Source organism: Larkinella ripae, assembly GCF_054780775.1.
In genome coordinates this window covers 1-1,325 of the sequence record NZ_BAAGVR010000021.1, presented here as the reverse complement: position 1 = coordinate 1,325, position 1,325 = coordinate 1, and the positions used below count along the sequence as shown (strand labels likewise).

The following is a 1,325-nucleotide window of genomic DNA, read 5'->3' as shown; positions in this document are numbered from 1 at the left end:
TGAATCGTGTCGTGTTTGATGGAGGGTAATCCTGTACCGAAAGGAACCCCCGGCATCATGCCCGTCCCATACCCCGCAGAGATCCGCGAACGCGCAGTCCGCCTCGCGCTCGAGGCCCGCAAGAACCCCGCGACTCGTGACGGCGCGATCACCCGGATCGCGAAGCAACTCGATCTCCTTCCCGAGACGCTCCGGAAGTGGGTGCGCAACGCGGAGATCGACGAGGGCCTCCGCCCCGGCACAACCACCGACGACGCGGCCCGTATCGCAGAGCTCGAGCGTGAGAACCGGGAACTGCGCCGCGCGAACCAGATCCTGAAGTCCGCCTCGGCTTTCTTCGCGGCGGAGCTCGACCGCCCCTCACGATGAGCGAGAAGACCGCGTACATCGACGCGCATCGCGCCGAGTTCGGGGTCGAGCCGATCTGCCGGGCTCTCGAAGACACACCCGCTCAGATCGCCCCATCCAGCTACTACGCGGCAAAGCACCGGCCACCCTCGGAACGTGAACTCCGAGACCGTGACCTCTGCGAGAACATCGCCCGTATCCACAAGAACAACTACGGCGTCTACGGGGTGCGGAAGATCCACGCCGCGCTGAGGCGCGAGGGCGAACGCGTCGCGGAATCAACGGTGCGCCGCCTCATGCGACAACTCGGACTCCGTGGGATATCCCGGGCGAAGGGCCCTCGGACGACGAAACCGGCCCCAGAGACCGGCCGCCCGCTCGATCTGGTGAACCGGCAGTTCATCGCGACTCGCCCGAACGAGTTGTGGGTCGCGGACATCACCTACGTGCGCACCTTCTCAGGGTGGGTGTACGTCGCGTTCGTGCTCGACGTGTACTCGCGCATGATCGTCGGCTGGCAGGTCTCCACCAGGCTCTACACCGATCTCGCACTCGACGCGCTCCGGATGGGGATCTGGCGGCGCCAGCGAGCCGGCCATGATCTGACCGGGCTGACGCATCACTCCGATAGGGGCGTGCAGTATCGAGCGATTCGCTACGCCGACCGGCTCGCGGAATGCGACGCCGTCGCGTCCGTCGGGTCCAAGGGCGATAGCTACGATAACGCGATGGCCGAGGCGCTGAACTCGCTCTACAAAGCCGAACTCGTCCGCAATCTTGGCCCTTGGCAGTCGATCAATGATCTCGAGATCGCGACCGCTGAGTGGGTGGACTGGTGGAACGAGCGCCGCCTCCACGGGGAGCTTGATCAACGTCCACCGGCCGAGATCGAGGGTGCGTACTGGGCGACCCGTCAGCCCTCACTTGCCCTGTCCAAAACCAACTAAAGCACTCTCTACGAAACTCGACACTTGACA

The 1,325-nt window shown here is 64.8% G+C and carries 1 protein-coding gene and 1 other annotated feature; the gene reads left to right on the top strand.

Features of this window, described 5'->3' with window-relative positions; genetic code table 11:
• The first annotated feature begins 57 nt into the window (after positions 1-57).
• Positions 58-1,295 (top strand): IS3 family transposase gene (locus ACYVHX_RS12830; protein ID WP_236022150.1). Its coding sequence is split into 2 segments (ribosomal slippage): positions 58-331 and positions 331-1,295, totalling 1,239 coding nucleotides; the frame shifts between segments, so codons are not numbered across the junction.
• Positions 330-464: a sequence feature (AL1L pseudoknot), on the top strand. Its footprint overlaps the gene before it by 135 nt.
• Positions 1,296-1,325: the final 30 nt, after the last annotated feature.